The 19,973-nt window shown below is 63.3% G+C and carries 18 protein-coding genes and 8 tRNA genes; 17 read left to right on the forward strand and 9 right to left on the reverse strand.

Translation table 11 applies throughout. The features are described 5' to 3' along the window. Positions 1-32: 32 nt before the first annotated feature. The 10 genes from pth to AC1IN8_RS05445 all read left to right on the forward strand — a co-directional run bounded on the left by pth (position 33) and on the right by AC1IN8_RS05445 (position 2,860). A complete protein-coding gene (gene pth / locus AC1IN8_RS05400) occupies positions 33-629 on the forward strand; it encodes an aminoacyl-tRNA hydrolase (RefSeq protein WP_005330168.1) in 597 nt (198 codons plus the stop codon). Between the two features lie 91 nt (positions 630-720). After that, on the forward strand, positions 721-1,812 hold the full coding sequence (gene ychF / locus AC1IN8_RS05405; RefSeq protein WP_005330171.1) for a redox-regulated ATPase YchF: 1,092 nt from the start codon (positions 721-723) through the stop codon (positions 1,810-1,812). A 235-nt stretch (positions 1,813-2,047) separates the two neighbouring features. Beyond that, positions 2,048-2,124, forward strand: a tRNA-Met gene (locus tag AC1IN8_RS05410). 13 nt (positions 2,125-2,137) lie between these two features. Beyond that, positions 2,138-2,212: transfer RNA gene (locus AC1IN8_RS05415), tRNA-Gln, on the forward strand. A gap of 47 nt (positions 2,213-2,259) precedes the next feature. Further along, positions 2,260-2,334, forward strand: a tRNA-Gln gene (locus AC1IN8_RS05420). Positions 2,335-2,370: 36 nt separating this feature from the next. Then, positions 2,371-2,447: transfer RNA gene (locus AC1IN8_RS05425), tRNA-Met, on the forward strand. 17 nt (positions 2,448-2,464) lie between these two features. Then, a tRNA-Gln gene (locus AC1IN8_RS05430) sits at positions 2,465-2,539 on the forward strand. A gap of 41 nt (positions 2,540-2,580) precedes the next feature. Then, a tRNA-Gln gene (locus AC1IN8_RS05435) sits at positions 2,581-2,655 on the forward strand. Positions 2,656-2,691: 36 nt separating this feature from the next. Next, a tRNA-Met gene (locus AC1IN8_RS05440) sits at positions 2,692-2,768 on the forward strand. Between the two features lie 8 nt (positions 2,769-2,776). Beyond that, positions 2,777-2,860, forward strand: a tRNA-Leu gene (locus AC1IN8_RS05445). 187 nt (positions 2,861-3,047) lie between these two features. Here AC1IN8_RS05445 and AC1IN8_RS05450 read toward each other — a convergent pair. Continuing rightward, on the reverse strand, positions 3,048-4,880 hold the full coding sequence (locus AC1IN8_RS05450) for an SLC13 family permease (RefSeq protein ID WP_265435828.1): 1,833 nt from the start codon (positions 4,878-4,880) through the stop codon (positions 3,048-3,050). A gap of 281 nt (positions 4,881-5,161) precedes the next feature. Here AC1IN8_RS05450 and yqfB point away from each other — a divergent pair, with 281 nt between their 5' ends. From yqfB to AC1IN8_RS05480, 6 genes are all read left to right on the forward strand, one after another. Then, a complete protein-coding gene (gene yqfB, locus AC1IN8_RS05455) occupies positions 5,162-5,494 on the forward strand; it encodes a N(4)-acetylcytidine aminohydrolase (protein WP_479758306.1) in 333 nt (110 codons plus the stop codon). An 88-nt stretch (positions 5,495-5,582) separates the two neighbouring features. Further along, on the forward strand, positions 5,583-6,503 hold the full coding sequence (locus AC1IN8_RS05460) for an alpha/beta hydrolase (RefSeq protein WP_479758307.1): 921 nt from the start codon (positions 5,583-5,585) through the stop codon (positions 6,501-6,503). A 60-nt stretch (positions 6,504-6,563) separates the two neighbouring features. Next, positions 6,564-6,944 carry a DUF1622 domain-containing protein gene (locus AC1IN8_RS05465; protein WP_319912766.1) on the forward strand — a complete coding sequence of 127 codons (381 nt, stop codon included), beginning with the start codon at positions 6,564-6,566 and terminating at the stop codon, positions 6,942-6,944. Positions 6,945-7,193: 249 nt separating this feature from the next. Next, on the forward strand, positions 7,194-8,828 hold the full coding sequence (locus AC1IN8_RS05470; RefSeq protein WP_479758308.1) for an alpha-glucosidase: 1,635 nt from the start codon (positions 7,194-7,196) through the stop codon (positions 8,826-8,828). A gap of 339 nt (positions 8,829-9,167) precedes the next feature. Further along, positions 9,168-10,727: an ABC-F family ATP-binding cassette domain-containing protein gene (locus AC1IN8_RS05475; RefSeq protein ID WP_479758309.1), complete on the forward strand. Its 1,560-nt coding sequence runs from the start codon at positions 9,168-9,170 to the stop codon at positions 10,725-10,727. A 10-nt stretch (positions 10,728-10,737) separates the two neighbouring features. After that, the gene (locus AC1IN8_RS05480) at positions 10,738-11,877 is read left to right on the forward strand and encodes an MFS transporter (protein WP_479758311.1); all 1,140 of its coding nucleotides are present in this window, start codon (positions 10,738-10,740) and stop codon (positions 11,875-11,877) included. A gap of 70 nt (positions 11,878-11,947) precedes the next feature. Here AC1IN8_RS05480 and AC1IN8_RS05485 read toward each other — a convergent pair whose 3' ends face one another. Beyond that, on the reverse strand, positions 11,948-13,312 hold the full coding sequence (locus tag AC1IN8_RS05485) for an MDR family MFS transporter (protein ID WP_479758312.1): 1,365 nt from the start codon (positions 13,310-13,312) through the stop codon (positions 11,948-11,950). Positions 13,313-13,484: 172 nt separating this feature from the next. Between AC1IN8_RS05485 and AC1IN8_RS05490 the strand changes: the two genes are divergently transcribed. Next, complete coding sequence (locus AC1IN8_RS05490; RefSeq protein WP_202046456.1) at positions 13,485-14,081, forward strand: HAD family hydrolase; 597 nt, start codon at positions 13,485-13,487, stop codon at positions 14,079-14,081. Between the two features lie 7 nt (positions 14,082-14,088). Here the strand turns inward: AC1IN8_RS05490 and AC1IN8_RS05495 are convergent, their stop codons facing one another. The 7 genes from AC1IN8_RS05495 to AC1IN8_RS05525 all read right to left on the reverse strand — a co-directional run bounded on the left by AC1IN8_RS05495 (position 14,089) and on the right by AC1IN8_RS05525 (position 19,930). Continuing rightward, positions 14,089-14,304: a hypothetical protein gene (locus AC1IN8_RS05495; protein WP_479758313.1), complete on the reverse strand. Its 216-nt coding sequence runs from the start codon at positions 14,302-14,304 to the stop codon at positions 14,089-14,091. Then, positions 14,304-14,555: a hypothetical protein gene (locus tag AC1IN8_RS05500; RefSeq protein WP_479758314.1), complete on the reverse strand. Its 252-nt coding sequence runs from the start codon at positions 14,553-14,555 to the stop codon at positions 14,304-14,306. The genes AC1IN8_RS05495 and AC1IN8_RS05500 overlap by 1 nt, the downstream gene beginning before the upstream one ends. Before the next feature lie 81 nt (positions 14,556-14,636). Beyond that, positions 14,637-14,897 (reverse strand): hypothetical protein, encoded by a 261-nt coding sequence (locus AC1IN8_RS05505; protein ID WP_479758315.1) that lies wholly within the window; start codon positions 14,895-14,897, stop codon positions 14,637-14,639. A gap of 186 nt (positions 14,898-15,083) precedes the next feature. Continuing rightward, positions 15,084-15,881 carry a DUF1338 domain-containing protein gene (locus tag AC1IN8_RS05510; RefSeq protein WP_247625772.1) on the reverse strand — a complete coding sequence of 266 codons (798 nt, stop codon included), beginning with the start codon at positions 15,879-15,881 and terminating at the stop codon, positions 15,084-15,086. A gap of 201 nt (positions 15,882-16,082) precedes the next feature. Then, positions 16,083-17,552: a succinylglutamate-semialdehyde dehydrogenase gene (gene astD, locus AC1IN8_RS05515; RefSeq protein ID WP_479758316.1), complete on the reverse strand. Its 1,470-nt coding sequence runs from the start codon at positions 17,550-17,552 to the stop codon at positions 16,083-16,085. A gap of 65 nt (positions 17,553-17,617) precedes the next feature. Continuing rightward, positions 17,618-18,637: an arginine N-succinyltransferase gene (gene astA / locus AC1IN8_RS05520; protein WP_139435675.1), complete on the reverse strand. Its 1,020-nt coding sequence runs from the start codon at positions 18,635-18,637 to the stop codon at positions 17,618-17,620. 75 nt (positions 18,638-18,712) lie between these two features. After that, positions 18,713-19,930, reverse strand: a complete 1,218-nt coding sequence (locus tag AC1IN8_RS05525; protein WP_454010060.1) for an aspartate aminotransferase family protein — start codon at positions 19,928-19,930, stop codon at positions 18,713-18,715. Positions 19,931-19,973 lie beyond the last annotated feature (43 nt).

Genomic DNA, 19,973 nt, shown 5'->3' on the forward strand with positions numbered 1-19,973 from the left:
CTCATGGCAAGTAGCGAGTGAAGACATCAAGCGTGACCCATCAAATCAAACTGATTGTCGGGCTGGGTAATCCCGGCCCCGAATATGCCAAGACCCGCCACAACGCGGGGGCCTGGTATGTGGAGCAGTTAGCCCGCTGGCACAATGTCAGCCTGCGCGAAGAGCCCAAGTTCTTCGGCCACACCGCCCGCTTCCTGGTGGAGGGGCAGGATGTGCGGCTGCTCATCCCGAACACCTACATGAACCTCTCCGGCAAGGCGGTGGCGGCCCTGGCCCGCTTCTACCAGATAGTCCCGGAGGAGATCCTGGTGGCCCACGACGAACTGGACCTGCCCCCCGGCATCGCCAAGTTCAAGCAGGGCGGCGGTCACGGCGGCCACAATGGCCTGAAAGACATCATCGCCAGGATGGGCAACAACAATAACTTCTTCCGGCTGCGCCTCGGGATAGGTCATCCCGGTGCCAAGGAGCTGGTCGCCGGTTTCGTGCTGACCAAGGCGCCCAGCAGTGAACAGAGCCTGATCGAGGCCGCACTGGATGAGTCTTTGCGCGCCACCGACATCCTGTTCAAGCAGGACATGACCAAGGCCATGAACCGGCTGCACAGCTTCAAGGCCGAGAAAGTCTGAATACAGATGCCTGACCTGAGTCAGGCTCGCACAATATGACAGGGCTGCCCGCGTGGCCCCTCACAGCATCCATCACGTAAGGTAACAATTCATGGGTTTTAAATGCGGTATCGTGGGCCTGCCCAATGTAGGCAAATCCACCCTGTTCAATGCGCTGACCAAGGCCGGCATCGAAGCCGCCAACTTCCCGTTCTGCACCATTGAGCCGAACACGGGTGTGGTCCCCATGCCGGATCCCCGCCTCGACCAGCTGGCGGCCATCATCAACCCCCAGCGCGTGGTGCCGACCACCATGGAGTTCGTGGACATCGCCGGTCTGGTGGCGGGCGCCTCCAAGGGCGAGGGTCTGGGCAACCAGTTCCTGGCCAACATCCGCGAGACCGAAGCCATAGGTCACGTGGTGCGCTGCTTCGAGGACGAGAACATCATCCACGTGGCGGGCAAGGTCTCCCCGGCCGATGACATCGAGGTGATCAACACCGAATTGGCCCTGTCGGATCTGGACGCCTGCGAGCGCGCCATCCACCGTCAGTCCAAGCGCGCCAAGGGCGGCGACAAGGATGCCAAGCTGGAAGTGGAGACCCTGGAAAAGATTCGGGTTGCCCTGGAAAACGGCCAGATGATCCGCGGCATGAAGCTGGACAAGGAAGAGCTGGCGGCCGTTGCCCACCTCAACTTCCTGACCCTGAAACCCACCATGTACATCGCCAACGTGGCGGAAGATGGCTTCGACAACAATCCCTTCCTCGACAAGGTGCGTGAAATCGCCGCCGCCGAGAACGCCGTTGTGGTGGTGGTCTGCTGCGCCATCGAGGCGGACATCGCCGAGCTGGACGACGCCGACCGCGCCGAGTTCATGGCCGATCTGGGGATCGAAGAGCCGGGTCTGAACCGGGTGATCCGCTCAGGTTACGAGCTGCTGAACCTGCAGACCTACTTCACCGCCGGGGTGAAGGAAGTGCGCGCCTGGACCATTCCGGTCGGCGCCACCGCCCCGCAGGCGGCGGGCAAGATCCACACCGACTTTGAAAAAGGCTTTATTCGCGCCCAGACCATCGCCTTCGACGACTTTATCACCTACAAGGGTGAGCAAGGCGCCAAGGAAGCGGGCAAGATGCGCGCCGAAGGGAAAGACTACATCGTCAAGGATGGCGATATCATGAACTTCCTGTTCAACGTCTAACCCCATGAGAGGCCAGCATTTGCTGGCCTCTTTGTTATGGGCGCAGGTTGCGGATCTGCTGCCAAATGTCGCAAAAAAAACCAGATTGTTGGGCTTTTGCGCGACAGCGTCCAATAACTCGCCAAACGCACCCAAATTCGGTTTTTCTGGCAAAAAAAGGGTTGACGCCCCAGAGCCAGATACGCATAATTCCGGCCGCACAGTGACGAGGCAACGACTCACTGGAAGCACGGTTGGCTATGTAGCTCAGTTGGTTAGAGCATCGCACTCATAATGCGAGGGTCACAGGTTCGAATCCCGTCATAGCCACCATTAATCATTCAGTTGGGGTATCGCCAAGCGGTAAGGCAGCGGGTTTTGATCTCGCCATCCCTAGGTTCGAATCCTAGTACCCCAGCCATTTTTAAAAGTTCTTTGGCCAGTCTCATGACTGCCGAGGAGCACTGTTGGGGTATCGCCAAGCGGTAAGGCAGCGGGTTTTGATCTCGCCATCCCTAGGTTCGAATCCTAGTACCCCAGCCATTTTTACTTGTTTTCGACGAGAGTCGGTCACAAGACGGCTATGTAGCTCAGTTGGTTAGAGCATCGCACTCATAATGCGAGGGTCACAGGTTCGAATCCCGTCATAGCCACCATTTACAAGTTGTTCAGTTGGGGTATCGCCAAGCGGTAAGGCAGCGGGTTTTGATCTCGCCATCCCTAGGTTCGAATCCTAGTACCCCAGCCATTTTTAGAAGATGTTTGATAGTCTCTGTCAGGCATCGTCGTTGGGGTATCGCCAAGCGGTAAGGCAGCGGGTTTTGATCTCGCCATCCCTAGGTTCGAATCCTAGTACCCCAGCCATTTTTACTTGTTTTCGACGAGAGTCGGTCACAAGACGGCTATGTAGCTCAGTTGGTTAGAGCATCGCACTCATAATGCGGGGGTCACAGGTTCGAATCCCGTCATAGCCACCATTAATATTGCGGAAGTGGCGAAATTGGTAGACGCACCAGATTTAGGTTCTGGCGCCCTAGGCGTGAGAGTTCGAGTCTCTCCTTCCGCACCATCAAGGCAGTACCAAACAGACCAGCTCATGCTGGTTTTTTTGTGCCCGGATTTCAGCCCTTGTCTCCTCTCCTTCCCTGCCGTTCTCCCTGCTCACTGGCTTGTCAGCCCAGGACCTCACCCCGCAGCGTCGGGATTGATGGCCACTAAAAAGCGGCCCGCAGGCCGCTTGTCTCTGTTTCCTCTTGTCAGAACGGGAAGAACCAGGGGATGGCGATGACGCTCACCACCATCACCAGCAGGGTAAAGGGCACGCCCACGCGGATGAAGTCCATGAACTTGTAGTTGCCGGGCCCGAGCACCAGGGTATTGACCGGTGAGGAGACCGGCGTCATGAAGGCCGCCGAGGCGGCAATGGCGATGGTCATGGCGAAGGGATAGGGAGAGACCCCCATCTGCTGGGCCGTGCCGAGCGCAATGGGCGCCATCAGCACAGCGGTCGCCGTGTTGGAAATGAAGAGCCCGATGGCCGCGCAGAGCACGAACAGGCTGGCCAGCATGACACGGGGCCCCATCTCCCCCACCGCCGAGATCAGCCCGCCGACGATGAGATCCACCCCGCCGGTCTTCTGCAACGCCAGGGCGAAGGGCAACATGCCGACGATCAGGATCAGGGTCGGCCAGTGGATGGACTTGTAGGCACTCTCCATGTCGATGCAGCGGAACTTGCCCATCAGCAGGCAGGCGATGATCGCCGCTATGACGTTGGGCACGGGATCCGTCACCATCAGCACTATCATGACCGCGAGGGCGATCAGGGCGTGGATGGCCTGGCTGCGGGCCGGCGCCATCTCGTCTACCTCGGCAGGCAGGCCGAGCAGCAGGAAATCCCTGTGATGGGTCTGCAACTGGCGAATGAGGCTCCAGTTGCCCACCACCAGCAGGCTGTCCCCCATCAGCAGCGGCTCATCCACCAGCTTGCCGGTGAGCGCCTCGCCGTTGCGGCGGATCCCCACCACGCTCAGGCCGTAGCGGGAACGAAAGGTCACCTCGCGGATGCTCTTGCCGAGCAGCCGGGATCCCGGAATGAGGGAGACCTCGGCCATGCCCACCTCCCGCGCCTGATCCGAGAAGTACTCCCCGCGCAATATCATGGGTTCGAGCCGCGCCTCGCTGCAAAACTCCCGCACATCCACCTCGGGGTCGGACATGTCGATGAGCAGCACGTCCTTGGCCTGGAACTCGGTGACGCCGGAGACGGTCACCATCACCCGTCGAAACTTGCGCCAGCGCTCCAGCCCGATGACGTTGGCCCCGAAGCGGGCACGCAGCTGCAGCTCGTCCAGGGTCTGGCCTATCAGGGGAGAGTCGGGGCGGATCGCCAGGCGGCGCGCCCGGCCAGCCAGGCGATAGTCGCGGATGAGGTCGCGCATTGTGCTGCGCCCCGCCTGCTTGCCCTTGCCCTCTTCCCCCTCATGCACCAGACGGTTACGCATCAGCAGCATGTAGATCACCCCCAGCCCGAGGATCAGCACCCCCATGGGGGTGAAACCGAAGAAGCCGAAGCCCTGGATGCCATGGCGCATCAGCTCGCTGTTCACCACCATGTTGGGCGGCGTGGCCACCAGCGTCATCATGCCGCTGATGAGACCGGCAAAGCCGAGGGGCATCATCAGCCGTCCCGCCGGGATCCCCATCCGGTTCGCCACGCTCAGCACCACGGGGATGAAGATGGCCACCACCCCTGTGCTGCTCATCACGGCCCCCAGGGTCGCCACCGCCACCATCAGCAGCACCAGCAGCCGGGTCTCGCTGCTGCCCGCCACCTTCACCAGGGCATCCCCCACCTGGTAGGCGATCCCGGTGCGCACCAGCCCCTCCCCCACCACGAACAGGGCGGCGATCAGGATGACGTTGGGATCGCTGAACCCCGCCAGCGCCTGTGGCAGCGTCAGGGTGCCGCTCAACACGAACAGGATGATGATCAACAAGGCCACCACATCCATGCGCACCCTGTTGGTAATAAACAGGAAGATGGCGCCCACCAGCATACTGAGCACCCAGATCAACTCGGAATTCACACTCGCTCCTTTCGTTCATGTCCGCCGGGCGGAGAACCGCGCCAGACGCCATCAGACCACAGCCAGTCCCCCTCCATTTTGTTACATATCAAGAAAGAGGAGCCCACATCATCGCACATTCGGGTTCACTTGCGGCCACTTTGCAGGGCAGAGCAAGGGCGCCGGCGCCCGTCCCTCGCACGCCCGGGCAAAAAGTGCTGCGCGCCCTCATCGGCACACCTAGAATGGGCCAGCCGCTCGCTGAGCCGGCCCCTGCCCACCCCTTGTCCTTCGGAGAGAAGATGTCAGTTCACACCCCAACCTACCCGGAATTCACCTTCTTCGGCCGCTTCGTCGCCGATATTCAGTCCGGCCGCAAGACCATCACCATCCGCGACGAGAGCGAGGCCAACTGGCAGCCCGGCCAGCGGCTCGCGCTCTTCACCAATCCGGAGCACCAGCCCTTTGGTGCCATAGAGGTGCTCTCGGTCATCCCCGTGGCCTTCGATGAGCTGACCGACGAGCACGCTCGCCAGGAGAACATGACCCTTGCCGAGCTCAAAACCGTCATCCGGGACATCTACCCCGCACTGCCGCCGCTCTATGTGATTGAATTCACACTGATTGAAGCCTGATTTTGTGAGCTGCCTCAGCTAACGCCGGTTGCGCTCCCGGGCCAAAAGCGCACAATACCTGTTTTTATATACAGTTGATGGGTGCGTTATGGATACACAACTTGAACCGGCCATTGCGGCCATGGTGGCGGATTTCATCGCCGCAGGCCGCCCCAAGGCGAGTGGCCTGAGCTGGCAAGAGCGGCGTGAGGGCTATCTTGCCTCTGCCGTCTTGGGGGGCGAGCGGGCAGAGGTGGGCGCCATCGAAGAGTGGCAGGCCGATCACTACGCCATCCGGCTCTACCGGCCCAAGTGCCCCCCTTGCCCCGCCTATCCGGTGCTGATCTATTTCCACGGCGGCTGTTTCGTCAGCGGGGATTTCGAGACCCACGATCGCCAGATGCGGATGCTGTGCAACAGCGCCCATACCCTGGTGTTTGCCGTGCACACCCGCCTCGCCCCCGAGCATACCTATCCTGCCTCCCATGACGACGCGCTGGCAGCGACCCTCGCCATCCTGGCCGCACTGCCGCAGTGGCACGGCGATCCCTGGCGGGTCGCACTCGCAGGCGACAGTGCCGGTGGCCACCTCGCCCTGGTCACCACCTTGCGGCTCAAGGCGGCGGGAGCGCCACTGCCCGCCGCCCAGATCCTCATCTATCCCATGCTCGATGCAGCGGGCGACAGTGACAGCTATCGGCAGCTCGGTGAGGACTACCTTATCACTCGCGACATGCTGCTCAGCGGATTTCAGGCCTATCTGGGCGAGCTGCCCGCCAGCCATCCCGAGGCGAGCCCGCTGCACCATCCTGATCTTGCCGGGCTGCCGCCCACCCATATCCTCACGGCCGAGTACGATCCCCTGCGTGACGAGGGGGAAGCCCTCTATGGCAAACTGCTGCAAGCCGGTGTTACGGCTACCTGTCAGCGACAGCTCGGGGTGATCCACGGTTTCTTCCAGCTGGCGGGCATCAGCCCTGCGGCCCGTCATACCATCGCGCAGGTCGCCATGCTGCTCAAGGGGCTCTGAGTTGGATCCGGCCCCATGCCGTGCTAAAAGTGTCTCTTTTGAATCAGTGAGGTAATCCCAGTGTTTGAGATAGCGAGCCTGAAAGAGGGCATGATGCACGGGGTCGAGCTGTTCCAGTTGCTGCTGGAGATCATCTCCATCGCCTGCGTGGTGATTGGACTTGGCAAGACCCTCTGGCTGGCGGCGCGGGTGCGGGATCACGAGCCCGGTTTTCCGCGCATTCGCCTCTGCTTCGGCAGTTGGCTCATCCTGGCCCTGGAGTTCCAGCTCGCCGCCGACATCCTGGCCACCACAGTCGCGCCGAGCAAGGAGGAGCTCGTTCGCCTCGCCATCATCGCGGTGATCCGCACCTTCCTGAACTACTTCCTCGGCAAGGAGCTGGACGCCCAGGCCGAACGCCAGCAGGCCCCCGGCGCCGGACAGACCGAAGCGACCCGATAAGGGCCCATGGCGGCGACCATATGAGTTCGCCGCCATTCCGCCCCCCCTCAGGCCGGGATGGCGCTGTTGTGACCCTGCCCGCAGTTTTGGCAATCAGCCAATAATGGAACCCTTTTCAAGGCCCTCACCACCCTGTCGTCCCCGGCGCCCTCTGCGTAACATGGCAGGACCACTTCGCCACCGGCCGCGCTGATGCATCCTCACCCCGTTCTCGCTCTCGAGCAGTGCGTTATCTACCAGATCTACCCCATGAGTTTTCAGGACAGCGACGGCGATGGCATGGGAGACATCAACGGCATCCGCCAGCGCCTGGACTACCTGGCGACGCTCGGGGTGGACCTGCTCTGGCTCACCCCCGTCTATCGCTCCCCCAGGCGGGACAACGGCTACGACGTGGCGGATTACCGCGCCATCGACCCCGCCTTCGGCACCCTGGCCGAGATGGACTCGCTCATTGCCGAGGCGGCCGCCCACGGCATGGGCATCATGATGGACATAGTCGCCAACCACACCTCCACCGAACATCAGTGGTTCAGGCAGGCGCTGGCGGGGGATCCCCGCTATCAGGCCTACTACGTCTTTCGAGACCAGGCCTTCGTCGATGCCCACCCGGTGGACTCCATCTTCGGCGGCAGCGCCTGGGAATTCGTGCCTGCGCTCGGCAGCTACTACCTGCACAACTTCGATGCGAGCCAGGCCGATCTGGACTGGGACAACCCGGCGGTGCGGGCCGAGATGGCGGAGGTGATCAACTTCTGGCTGGCCAGGGGCATCAAGGGGTTTCGCTTCGATGTGATCGACATGGTGAGCAAAGAGTGGTCGCCCCTTGCCATGAGCAACGGCCCCCGCCTGCACGACTATATCCGCGAGCTGAGCGACGCCAGCTTCGGCGGCAAGGGGATCATCACGGTCGGTGAAACCTGGGGGGCAGATCTGGCCCAGATGAGGCGCTATTCGAACCCAGATGACAGCGAGTTCAGCATGGTGTTCAACTTCGAGCACCTGGGGCTGGGGCAGGGCAAATGGACCTCCCGCTTTGACCCCCTCACCTTTAAAGGCGCCATGGCCCGCCACCAGAGCGGGCTGCACGGCCAGGGCTGGAACAGCCTGTTTCTGGGTAACCACGACCTGCCCCGCGCCGTCTCCCGCTTCGGCAACGACAGCACCGAATGGCGCGAGCTGAGTGCCAAGCAGTGGGCCCTGGTGCTGCACATGATGCAGGGCACCCCCTTCATCTATCAGGGGGAGGAGCTTGGCATGACCAACCGCCGCTGGCAGCCAGAGGAGCTGCGCGATGTGGAAGCCATCAACTACAGCGCCAGCCAGCCGGATCTGGCGCCCGCCGAGCTCGCCCGCCGCCTCGATGCCATCGGCCGTGACAACGCCCGCACCCCGATGCAGTGGGACTCGGGCCCCCGGGCGGGTTTCAGCACGGCAGAGCCCTGGATCGCGCTCAACGGGAACTACCTGGAGATCAACGCCGCCGAGCAGCTGGCCCGCCCCGACTCCCTGTTTCACTGCTATCGCCGGCTGATTGCATTGCGCAAGACCCACCCCGTCATTCGCCATGGCGACTTCGAGCTGCTGGGTGGGGACGATCCCCTGCGCATCGGCTATCGCCGCCGGTGGCGGGATCCCGCCACCGGCCAGACTCAAGTGCTGCTGCTGCTCGCCAATCTCACCGCAGACCCCTTGCCCATGCCCCATTTTGACAAGCTAGCCAGCGGTGCCAGCTTGCTGATGGGCAACTACCCCGGCCAGCCAGAGTGCTGCTTTGCCCCCTACCAGACGGCTGTCTGGCTTCTCGCGGAGCCCGCCATGGCGCTCCCGCCAGACCCCCATAGACCCGAGCTAAGCAGGCCTGGTCAGGGGCGTTCGGGTTGACTCTCCCCCGGGATCTGCGTATTTTGCGTCCAGATTTCATGTTGGACTGCTCTGCAATGTTGTACATCCTGTTCAAATGCTCTGTCAGGAGGCTGTGCTCCGTGCACTAACACGATGAAGTGTTGCCCGGAGCCCATCTCTTCTGAATCTTCATCAGATAGCGCTTGCGCCCTCCATAGAGGGAGGCGACCCCGCGTCTGATGAGAACAGGAGAAAGGCCGGCGAGATGCTTCATCGCCGGCCTTTTTGTTTCTGATCTTCAGGACAAAGTTTCAACATTGCTTGGAACGGGGGCCGGTACGCCAAGTACCGCCCCCGTTTTTTTATGGATATAGCACCATGAGTCTGCTCAGCATTCACCATCTGACCTGTCACCTCGGTGACAAGACACTGTACCAGGACGCCAGCTTCACCCTGCTTCCCCGCGAACATATCTGCATCACCGGCAGGAACGGCGTCGGCAAAAGCACCCTGCTCAAGCTGCTCCAGGGGGAGCGCCAGCCTGACGCCGGGGATATTCTCTGGCAGCCCGGTCTTGACCGGGGCTATCTCGACCAGCATGCGGAGCTGGACGGGCAACTGACGATACGGGCATATCTGCAAACGGCCTTTGCCCCCCTCTATCGGGCCGAGGCGGAGATGATGGCCATCTATGCCAGCCCGGCGCGCTGTGCCCAGCCCCATCAGCTGGCCCTGGCCGCCAGCCTCCAGACCACCCTGGAGAGCCAGTCGTTTTACCAGTTAAAGAGCCGGATCGACGAGGTGGCCGCCGGCCTTGGCCTCACCCAGCTCGGCATGCAGACCCGCCTGGCCAATCTGAGCGGCGGCCAGCGCCACAAGGTGATGCTGGCCGGCTTGCTGCTGCGCTCGCCGGATCTGCTGCTGCTCGATGAGCCGACCAATTACCTGGACAGCGCCCACGTCGCCTGGCTGGCAAGCTACCTGGAAGGCTTCGCGGGCGCCTTCCTGGTGGTCTCCCACGACAGGGATTTCGTGAACCGCATCGCCACCGGCATCTGCGATATCGATCGCCTGCAGCTTCGCAAATACCAGGGCAACCTCGACAAGGCCATGGCCCAGAAGGGGGCGGATGATGTCGCTCACGCCCGGCAATACCAGGCGCAGCAGAGGCAGATCGACAAGCTGGAGCGGTTCATCGCCAAGAACGGCGCCGGGGTCAACGCCAGCATCGCCAACGGCCGCAAGAAGCAGCTGGCGCGCATCGAGCGCCTGACCAGCCCGGAGCGGGACAAGGGGGTCTCCCTCGCGTTTCGCAGCGCCGGGGGCGTCGGCCAGCAGGTGCTCGCCGCCTCTGAACTGGTCATCGGCCATGATCGCGCGCTGCTGGCGCCCCTGACTCTGACCCTCAGCCGGGGGGAGAAGGTGGTGATCGCCGGGTTCAACGGCGTCGGTAAGTCCACCCTGCTCAAGACGCTGGCGGGGGAGCTGGCTCCCCTGGGCGGTGGGCTCAGTCTCGCCCCCGGGGTCAAGGCGGGCTACTTCGAACAGGCGCTGCACTGGCCCCATCCGGATGCCAGCCCGCTCGCCCTGGTGAAGGCCGCCTGCCCCGCCCTCGATGACAAGGGCGCCAGGCAGCATCTGGCCCGGGTCGGCATCACGGGCAAGCTGGCACTGCAACCGATCGCCGCCCTGAGTGGCGGGGAGCAGACCAGGGTGAAACTGTGCCGACTGGCCCTGCAACCCAGCAACCTGCTGATCCTGGACGAACCGACCACCCACCTGGATGTCGCCGTCAAGGCGGCCCTGCAACAGGCGTTGCAGGACTATGCCGGGACTGTGGTGGTGGTCTGCCACGAGCAGGCCTTCGTGGCCGGCTGGCCGGACCGGGTGCTGGACATTCACGCCCTCGCGGCCACCAACTCGGTATCACATGCGTAAGGTGAAGATCATGTTATTGAAAGTATTGCTCTTTTTTATTGCGTTCCTGGTGGGTACCGATGAGCTGATGCTGGGCCCCCTGCTGACCCCCATAGGCCGGGAGCTGGGGGTCCAGCCCGAGCGGGTCACGCTGTTCATCACCGCCTACAGCCTGGCGCTGGCACTGATCGCCCCCCTGCTCGGCAGCCTCTCGGATCGCCTCGGCAGGGTGAGGATCATGCTGCCCGCCGCCCTGCTGTTCGGGGCCGCCTCCATCGCCACCGGCCTGGTCGATAGCTTCGAGTGGGGGCTGGCAAGCCGGGTGCTCACCGGCCTCGCCAGTGCCGGCATGCTGCCCATCGCCTTTGCCCTGGCGGCAGACGGCACGGGCAAAGATGCCATGAAGCGCATTGCCTGGGTGCAGTCCGGCCTGACGCTGGGCATGATAGCGAGCCCGGCACTGGGGGCGCTGCTCGCGCAGTGGCACTCCTGGCGCGCCGCCTTTATCCTGCTCGGCCTCTGTGCCTGGGGAGTGGCGGCGGCCCTGGCCCTGCTGCCCGCCAGCAGGTCTTTGGCAGACACATCGGCAGCGCAGCAGGAGGAGAAGGGCGTCCGCCTGCTGGCCATCCCGGGGGCGGCCGGCGCCCTGCTGGCCATGTGCCTGGGCCTGGGCGGCGGCATTGGCCTGTTCAACCTGGTCGGCCAGCACCTGCGCGACACCCAGGGCCTGTCGATGGGGTCTGTGGGGCTCCTCTATGGGGCTCTCGGCATCATCAGCGTCATCGGCAACCTGCTGATGCCCCGCTTGTCTGGCCGGGTCGAGAGCGGGCGCGTCCTGATGCGCCTGGCCCTGGTAGTCTGCGTGCCGGTCAGCGTCGGCTTCTACCTCTCTCCCGCCTCACTGCCTGCCCTGCTGCTGCCGCTCGGGCTCTGGGCGCTGGCGGGTGGCATAGGATCCCCCGCCCTGCAAGGCCACATTGCCGGGCTCTCGTCGGCCCACAGGGGCATGCTGATGTCGCTGGCGATGACCATGATGCACCTCGGGGTGGCGCTCTGGTCCGCCGTCGCCGGGTTTGCCTACAGTGCGGGGCCTGTGGCCCTGGCACTGCTGGCCATGGCGCTCTTTGGCGGGGCCATCGTCGCCCTGCGCCCCGTCCGTCTCAGGGTCTGATGGGCTGATCCCCACGCTCGCACGCAACAAGGGCCCCCTCGGGAGCCCTTTTTCGTCTCAAGGGAGCACATCAGGCCGGGATGCTGGCCAGCTCGTGGCGCTTCAATGCCAGCAGAGTGATGAGGAAGGCGGCGCTGGCGATCAGCGCCATGCCCACATAGGTGGCGCTGAACCCCGGGGCCAGCTCGGCGGGACTCAGGCTCGCCAGGTTGTGGCTGGTCCCGGCCGGCAGGGCGGAGTGGAACAGCACGGCGCAGATGGCCACCCCGACCGCGCCCCCCAGCTCGCGACCGAAGTTGAACAGGGACATGCCGATGCCGCGATCTTCCCGCGGCAGGGCGTTTTGCACCACCACAGAGAGGGCCGGCAGCACCAGTCCCAGCCCCAGACCGGCGAAGCCCAGCCCCAGATTGGCAAAGAGATCAAAATGGATCTGCCACAGGGCCAGCGCCGCCAGAGCAAAGCCCATCACCACGAAGCGCTTGTAATGACCGGAGTGGCCGATCAGCTTGCCGCCGACGAAGGCCCCCGCCGTGATGCAGACCATGAAGATCACCATGTAGAGGCCGCTCTCGCTGGCCCCCATCCCCTTCTGCCACTGCATCTGCAGCGGCAGGTAGACCAGCACGGCGAACATCAGCAGCTGCGAGGCTAGCGCCAGCAGCACGCTCACCAGATAACCGGGCAAGCGGACCAGATGGGCGGGCAGTATGGGATCCTGGGCCCGTCGCTCCACCAGGATTAGCAGCAGCAGGGCCAGGGCCAGTCCCGCCGCCAGCCAGATGGCGGACAGCATGGTTTCCGGCGAGAGCAGCAGCAGGGAGAGGGTGGTGACTGTGATGAGCAGCCCCGCCCCCTTCCAGTCGAAGCGGCTGTGCCGGCGCACGTTGAGGTGGCCCAGGTTGCGGTTCACCAGCCAGAGCGCCAGGGCCCCGAGGGGCAGGTTGATCCAGAAGATCCAGCGCCAGCTCAGCTGCTCGGTGAAATAACCCCCGAGCAGGGGCCCGGCGATGCTGGAGACCGCATAGACCGCCGAGATGTAGCCCTGATACTTGCCCACCTCCCGCGGGGGAATGCAGTCGGCGATGACGGTGAAGGCGAGCGCGATCAGGCCCCCGCCCCCCAATCCTTGCAGCACCCGGGCCGCCAGCAGGGTCGGCAGATCCTGGGCCAGGGCGCAGGCCACGGACCCCGCCAGAAACAGGCCGATGCCGATGTTGAGCATCCGCACCCGACCGAACAGATCGCTCAGCTTGCCGTAGATGGGCAGGGCGGCGGTGGCCGCCAGCAGGTAGGCGGTCACCACCCAGGTGAGGGCGGCGCCGGCGTTCAGCTCGGCCCCTATGATGGGCAAGGGGGTGGTGACTATGCTCTTTTCCAGTGAGCCCAGGGCGATCACCAGGGCCACGCTTGAGAAGACGGTTTTTGGGGACATAAAAGAGGCTCGCTACTGTGAGTTGCCGGCACCCGAGGCGCAGAGCGCATTATTGTCTCATAAATCAGCAGCCCATGGTCAAACCCGCCTCCTGCCCAGGCCATGACGACGGTCGCGGCATCCGGGGAGCGGATCTGGTACTGTGCTCTTTTGGCCGAGGAGGAAGTACCCCATGTCCGAGCAGTTCCAGTTTGAACAATACGACGCCCTGATCTTCGATATGGACGGCACCCTGGTGGACTCCATGCCCCTGCACCTGGATGCCTGGGAAACCACCAGCGCCGAGTTCGGCTTGCCGTTCGATCGGGCACAGCTCAACGAGTACGGTGGCATTCCCACCCGCAAGATAGTGGCCATGCTGGCCGAGCAGCACGGACTGGCCATCGACGTGGAGGCCTTCGCCCGCCGCAAGATAGCCCTCTACCTGGAGCGGATCGACAAGGTCCGCGTCTTCCCCGCCATGTGGGAGCTGGTCAAGCGCTGCCACGGCAAGGTGCCCATGGGCATAGGCACAGGCTCAACCCGGGATCATGCGACGCACATACTGAGAAATACCGGCCTCGATGCCTTCATCCCCGTGCTGGTGAGCGCCGACGACGTGACCAACCACAAGCCCCATCCCGACACCTTCCTGAGAGTGGCCGAGCTGCTCGGCGCCAACCCGGCCAACTGCCTGGTGTTTGAAGACACCCCCATCGGCATCCAGGCGGGCAAGGCCGGCGGCATGACCACCTTGCTGGCCACCGAAGGGGCGCTGCAGCGGGTGTGAGACCGGGTTAGCTAAGCCCCCACCACTGCTGCCAGAGTCCGCCAAGGAAGGCGAGCAGGAAGAGGCCCAGGGCCATCTCCCAATGGAAAGTGAAATAGAGATCCGCCGGCAGGGACGCCAGATAGATAAACAGGACGCTGAACAGGCCGCGACAGAGCGGCCCTTTCAAGACAGACCAGCGCAGCAGCGTGGCAACGCCGGCCCCCTTGCCAGACAGGGCCATCAGCTCATCCCCAGCAGGCCGAGAATGCCGGCGACTGTGTACCACGGATTGTGCACCCTGCGCTCCTCTTCCAGCGCCTCATGATCCTGCAACAGCATCAGCGCCTCGGCCGGGGTATCGGCAAAAGAGGGGGCAACGACAGTCACAAATCCCTGCTCGACCAGTTGGCAACGCTCATCGTCATAACCGACCGCCAAGGTATCGAGATAGGTAAATGACTGGCCTTGTTTGAAGAAGTGATAGCGAGACATGGTGGGCTCCGAGGCATTGGACCCCCACTCTACACCGGCGGTTGCAAACTGGCTCACCTCGAATGGGTAGTCAGCTCACTCTCAGTTTGCCGTCACCTCATCCTCCCCTTCCCCCTTGTCGCCGCCAGGGGCAGCGCCCGTCGGTCTGGCAAAGCCCAGCTCGGCCATGCAGCCGTCAAATTCGACCTCCCCCGGTTTGCCACTCTCCTCGCAGCTCTCGAACGCCGCCTTCATCTCGGCCGAGATCTCGCGGGGCGGCTTGGGCGGGGTGCGGCTGCCCTGATCCGCCGCCATGGCGGCGCAGGTAACCAGGGACAACAGCAGGGGCAGAACAATCTTCATGGCATGACTCCGTGCAACGAGTGTCATCGACCGGCAGAGGGCGGCGATGGCCCGGCAGTCCGGGCGGGATCATGCTAGCGAATAACGCGGCGCTTCGGGGTCAAGGGGGCGTAAAGGGGGCGTAGGCCAGGCGCAAAGTGCCATAAAAAAACGCCCCGTCCGGGGCGTTTTTACCAACAACCGCCGTTACATGGCGTTGGTGGATTCGAAGATCTTGTCGGCGGACGCCTCGACGAAGCCCGGGTAGAGCACGCCGTCCGGTTGGGGGTAGCGCAGGGCAAACTCGTAGAAGCAGCTCGGTATGGTGCGCACGCCGTCGCTGAAGGGCACCTCGGCCTTGTCCGCCATGGTGGAGGATTGCTCCAGCATCACCTGGGGATCCCCCTTCACCTCGCCGCCGACGGTATTGAGCACGAAGCCCGCCGCCTTGAGCGCTGCATTGACCTGCTGGATGGTGTCGAAGTCCTTCAGGCGGTTGATATTGACGGTGAAGTGGTTGGCACGATAGCCCCAGGCCGCCATCCAGGCGGCGTACTCGCTCTCCGCCAGCAGGGTCTGGTAGTCGGCGTGGGAGACCTGCCAGGGGGCGCCGGCGTAGAGGAAGGCCGGGGTGTCGGTAAGGTGATCGGGCACCTGATCCACCAGCTTGTGGATGATGGCCTGGGCGCCTTCCGAGAGCTCTTCCACCTTCAGCTCGCTGATGAACACCTTGGGCGCATCCGGATCGGCATGTTCGAAGTGCTTGGCATAAAGCTTCTTGGCCTTGAACACATACTCGCCCTTCTCCTCGTACCCCAGGGCACGGAAGTGGGCCGCCAGTTTCTCGAGACCGAGCTTGGGCAGGTTGTAGGTCCGAAACGCCACGTGATCGTTGATGATGGGGGCACCGCCCCCCAGCAGTTGGTGAACCTTGTGGGCACTGGGGGTGACTTGAATGTAGTTGTCCCACAGATGGCCAAACAGGGTCTCGATATCCTTTTGCATCTCTCTTTCCTTTGATTGCGGGTACAGACAAGGGCACCTGTTCAGTGCCCCTCTTTTATTTTCTTGTTATCAGAAGGTCAGACCGGGAGACAGCTGATCCGGCATGGCGGCCTTGCTCTCTTCGACGGAGGCGACCGGGAGATATGACACAGTAGTCGTCAGCATTGAGCCATCTCGTCTGCATCGCATCTCCATGAACGATTAAAACGTCAAACCCGGGGACAGCTGATCCGGCATGGCGGCCTTGCTGTCTTCGACGGAGGCGACCGGGTACGCACAGTAGTCGGCGGCGTAGTAGGCGCTCGCCCTGTGGTTGCCGGAGGCACCGATACCGCCGAAGGGCGCGGCACTGGAGGCGCCGGTGATGGGCTTGTTCCAGTTGACTATGCCGGCGCGGATCCGCTTGAAGAAGTGGTTCCAGTCCGCCTCGTTGTCGCCGAGCAGGCCGGCGGAGAGGCCGAAGCTGGTGGCGTTGCCCTGGTCGATGGCGGCATCGAAGTCGTCGTAGCGGATGAGCTGCAGCAGCGGGCCGAAGTACTCTTCGTCCGGCAGCGCGCTGACCGCGGTCACGTCTATGATGCCCGGAGAGACGAAGCCGGTGCCCGCCTCCAGGTGCTTGAGGGTGAGCAGGCTCTCGCCGCCGAGCGCTTGCAGCTTGGCTTGCGCCTCGACCATGCCGAGCGCCGCCTTCTCGCTGATCATGGCGCCCATAAAGGGCTGCTCGGCGGCGTCATAGAGACCGACCCTGATCTGGCCGACCACCTCCAGCAGCCGTTTGACCAGGGCATCGCCGCGCTCGCCACGCTCCACGAACAGGCGGCGGGAGCAGGTGCAGCGCTGGCCGGAAGTGATAAAGGCAGATTGCACGATGGCATGGACGGCGCCGTCGATGTCGCTCACATCCTTGACGATGAGCGGGTTGTTGCCCCCCATCTCGAGGGCCAGGATCTTGCCCGGCTGGCCGGCAAACTGCTGGTGCAGGAAGTGGCCGGTACGGGACGAGCCGGTGAAGAAGAGGCCGTCGATGTCCGGATTGCCGGCCAGCGCCTTGCCGGTCTCCACTTCGCCCTGCACCAGGTTGAGCACCCCCTTGGGCAGCCCAGCCTCCTGCCAGATCTTCAGCATGGCCTCGGCCACCATGGGGGTCAGCTCGGAAGGTTTGAACACCACGGCGTTACCCGCGATGAGCGCAGGCACTATGTGACCGTTCGGCAGGTGACCCGGGAAGTTGTAGGGGCCGAACACGGCGACCACGCCGTGGGGCTTGTGGCGCACGAACGCCTTGGCACCGGGCATGGGGTTCTCCACCGTGCCGGTACGCTCGTCATGGGCGCGGATGGAGATGGCGATCTTGCCCTGCATGGCCGCCACTTCGGTGCGGGTCTCCCACAGGGGCTTGCCGGTTTCCCGGGCTATGGTCAGGGCCAGCGCCTCCTTGTGCTCGCCGAGCAGATCGGCATAGCGGCGCACTATGGCCAGACGATCCTCGAGGGCCAGATCGGACCAATGGTAGAAGGCCGCGCGGGCAGCCTTGACGGCGGCGTCCACCTGGGCTGCGCTCGCCGCCTCCCCGCGCCAGATCACTTCGTTCCTGGCCGGATCTTTTGATTCGAACGGCTTGCCTTCACCGGCCAGCCACTGGCCATCGATAAACTGGACTAAAGACATCATCAATTCACTCCCTGTGGTGCACAGGCCGCCTCGGCAGCCTGCTTCAATGCGGTGATATGGACCCGTTATTCCAGATCGACGACCCGCACCATGTCGCCATTCTCCACCTTGAGGGCGGCCGCCATCTTGGGCGGAATGATGACTTCGTGCTTGTCCAGATCGACCCGGATGTTGCCGTAGCAGGCGCGGTATTGCTCGAACCTGGTGTTGCAGATGAGGTAGGTGTGACCGCCGATGGGCTCACCCACCAGCACCGCCAGCTTCTGGCTGCGGCGCACGCTGCGGATGTGCTTCACATCGCACTCGACGGTGGGGCCGGCATCGAAGATGTCGACATAGCCACGGTTCACGAAGCCCTCGTCCTGCAGCATCTTGATGGCCGGGCGGGTCTTCTCGTGAGTCTGGCCTATGACGGCCCGCGCCTCGTTGCTCAGCAGGTTCACGTAGATGGGGTACTTGGGCATCAGCTCGGCGATGAAGCGCTTCTTGCCGATGCCGGTGAGGTAATCGACGGTGGGAAAGTCCATCGAGAAGAAATGCTTTTGCAGCCACTCGTAGAAGGGGCTGTGACCGTTCTCATCGGAGACGCCGCGCATCTCGGCGAAGACGGTCTTGTCAAACAGCTCGGGGTGCTCGGCCATGAACAGGAAGCGGTGCTTGGAGAGCAGACGGCCATTGAGCCCCTCGCGGGCACATTCGCGCAGAAACAGGGTGCACAGCTCGGAGTTGCCTGTGTAGTCGTTGGAGAGCGTGAGCGTCTCCACCACGTTGTAGATGCCGAGCTTGGGGGAAGAGTGCACCACCTTGCCGATGTGGTAGTTGTAAAACGGCTGGGACAGGCCGACCGCCGCGTCTATGGCGCAGGTACCGACCATCTCGCCGGTCTCCAGGTCTTCGGCCACGAAGAAGTAGAGGCAGTCGCCCTTGCCGGCGGGCTTGTCCAGGAAGGTCTGGGTCGAGGCATCGATCTTGCGTTGCAGCAGTTCATCGTTGACCGGCAACGAGGTCATGCCGGTGCCGGATTCGATGGCACAGGTCTTGAGGCCGGCGAAGTCGCGCTGCTCGATAGGACGGATAACCAACATAAATGACAACTCCCTTTCATTGACGACAGGTGGGGTCCCGGCTCCTGCCGGGAGGGCTCCCCACCTCAACTTGGATCAGGCGTTGACCACCTGAGCTACCGCTTTTTCGAACCGTGCCAGCCCTTCCTTGATGTCCGCTTCCGGGATCACCAGGGAGGGGGCGAAACGCACCACGTTGGTGCCCGCCACCAGCGCCATCAACCCCTGGTCGATGGAGGCCAGCAGGAAGTCACGGGAGCGTCCCTTGTAGTCATCGTTCAGCACGGCGCCGAGCAGCAGGCCCTGGCCACGCACTTCGCTGAAGCAGTGGTACTTGGCGTTGATGGCGGCGAGACCATCACGGAACAGCTGCTCGCGCTGCTTGATGCCGCTCAGCACTTGCGGGGTATTGACCACGTCCAGCACGGCTTCGGCCACGGCGCACGCCAGTGGGTTGCCGCCGTAGGTGGAGCCGTGAGTGCCCACTTTCAGGTGAGAGGCAATCTCGGTGGTGGTCAGCATGGCGCCGATGGGGAAGCCGCCGCCGAGCGCCTTGGCGCTGGTGAGGATGTCCGGCGTGACGCCAAGGCCCATGTAGGCGAACAGCTCGCCGGTACGACCGACCCCGGATTGCACCTCGTCATAGATCAGCAGGGCATTGTGCTTGGTACAGAGTTCGCGCACCCCTTTGGCAAACTCGTCGGTGGGGCTGATGATGCCACCCTCACCTTGCAGCGGCTCCATCACCACGGCGCAGGTATTGTCGGAGATGACGGAGGCCAGCTCGGCCAGATCGTTGTAGGTCACGTGGGTGATGTCGGCGGGCTTGGGACCGAAGCCATCGGAGTAGGCCGCCTGGCCGCCGACGCTGACGGTGAAGAAGGTCCGGCCGTGGAAGCCCTGGTGGAAGGCGATGATCTGGGTCTTGTGGGCACCGAACTTGTCGATGGCGTAACGACGGGCCAGCTTGAGGGCGGCTTCGTTCGCTTCGGCGCCGGAGTTGCAGAAATAGACCTTCTCGGCAAAGGTGGCGGCGACCAGCTTCTTGGCCAGGCGCAGGGCCGGCTCGTTGGTCATCACGTTGGAGAGGTGCCACAGCTTCTCGCCCTGGGTTTTCAGGGCCTCGACCAGCTTGGGATGGCAATGGCCCAGACCATTGACCGCGATCCCGCCCGCGAAGTCGACATACTCGCGGCCTTCCTGATCCCAGACACGTGATCCCTCACCGCGCACCGGAATGATCTTGGCGGGCGCATAGTTGGGAACCATCACTTCATCAAACACTTCACGTGTCACTGCCAACAACTCTGACATATTGCTCTCCTGCTAGCTCGCGGCAGAATAATCCACCGCCCAA

It is taken from the genome of Aeromonas sp. 130281 (assembly GCF_056642115.1).

Bases quoted from the DNA above. Each gene is read 5' to 3' on its own strand.
- AC1IN8_RS05490 (WP_202046456.1), top strand. From the start codon at position 13,485: ATGTCCGAGCAGTTCCAGTTTGAACAATACGACGCCCTGATCTTCGAT.
- AC1IN8_RS05500 (WP_479758314.1), bottom strand. From the start codon at position 14,555: ATGTCTCGCTATCACTTCTTCAAACAAGGCCAGTCATTTACCTATCTC.
- AC1IN8_RS05470 (WP_479758308.1), top strand. From the start codon at position 7,194: ATGAGTTTTCAGGACAGCGACGGCGATGGCATGGGAGACATCAACGGC.
- astA (WP_139435675.1), bottom strand. From the start codon at position 18,637: ATGTTGGTTATCCGTCCTATCGAGCAGCGCGACTTCGCCGGCCTCAAG.
- AC1IN8_RS05495 (WP_479758313.1), bottom strand. From the start codon at position 14,304: ATGGCCCTGTCTGGCAAGGGGGCCGGCGTTGCCACGCTGCTGCGCTGG.
- AC1IN8_RS05480 (WP_479758311.1), top strand. From the start codon at position 10,738: ATGTTATTGAAAGTATTGCTCTTTTTTATTGCGTTCCTGGTGGGTACC.
- astD (WP_479758316.1), bottom strand. From the start codon at position 17,552: ATGATGTCTTTAGTCCAGTTTATCGATGGCCAGTGGCTGGCCGGTGAA.
- AC1IN8_RS05475 (WP_479758309.1), top strand. From the start codon at position 9,168: ATGAGTCTGCTCAGCATTCACCATCTGACCTGTCACCTCGGTGACAAG.
- AC1IN8_RS05485 (WP_479758312.1), bottom strand. From the start codon at position 13,312: ATGTCCCCAAAAACCGTCTTCTCAAGCGTGGCCCTGGTGATCGCCCTG.
- AC1IN8_RS05525 (WP_454010060.1), bottom strand. From the start codon at position 19,930: ATGTCAGAGTTGTTGGCAGTGACACGTGAAGTGTTTGATGAAGTGATG.
- AC1IN8_RS05510 (WP_247625772.1), bottom strand. From the start codon at position 15,881: ATGCAAAAGGATATCGAGACCCTGTTTGGCCATCTGTGGGACAACTAC.
- AC1IN8_RS05460 (WP_479758307.1), top strand. From the start codon at position 5,583: ATGGATACACAACTTGAACCGGCCATTGCGGCCATGGTGGCGGATTTC.
- yqfB (WP_479758306.1), top strand. From the start codon at position 5,162: ATGTCAGTTCACACCCCAACCTACCCGGAATTCACCTTCTTCGGCCGC.
- AC1IN8_RS05505 (WP_479758315.1), bottom strand. From the start codon at position 14,897: ATGAAGATTGTTCTGCCCCTGCTGTTGTCCCTGGTTACCTGCGCCGCC.
- ychF (WP_005330171.1), top strand. From the start codon at position 721: ATGGGTTTTAAATGCGGTATCGTGGGCCTGCCCAATGTAGGCAAATCC.